Raw genomic sequence first — 260 nt, 5'->3', positions numbered from 1 at the left:
TGCTGGCAGCCATGCTGTCCGAGCCGGCGCGACCGCTAGCCACGTTGCCACTGATTGGCCAAGCGGAACGGGATCGCCTGCTGGTCGCGTTCAATGCAACAGCGGCAGACTATCCGAGTGAAATGCTGCTGCACCAGCTGTTCGAAGAGCAAGCCGCGCGCCAACCGGATGCCACGGCCATCGTCTTCGAAGACCAACACCTGAGCTATAGCGAACTGAACCGCCGTGCCAATCGTCTGGCGCACCGTCTTATAGCCCAA

The 260-nt window shown here is 61.2% G+C and carries 1 protein-coding gene; it reads left to right on the top strand.

Going from position 1 to position 260, the window contains the following annotated elements; translation table 11 throughout:
* The coding region (locus tag NX775_RS23985) for an AMP-binding protein (protein WP_258838263.1) at window positions 1–260 on the top strand (260 nt) is incomplete at both ends.

The sequence above is a fragment of the Massilia aurea genome, assembly GCF_024753205.1.
Classification (GTDB): Bacteria; Pseudomonadota; Gammaproteobacteria; order Burkholderiales; family Burkholderiaceae_D; genus Telluria; species Telluria aurea.
The sequence above is the reverse complement of the archived record's forward strand: the minus strand, read 5'-3'. Positions and strand labels throughout refer to the sequence as shown.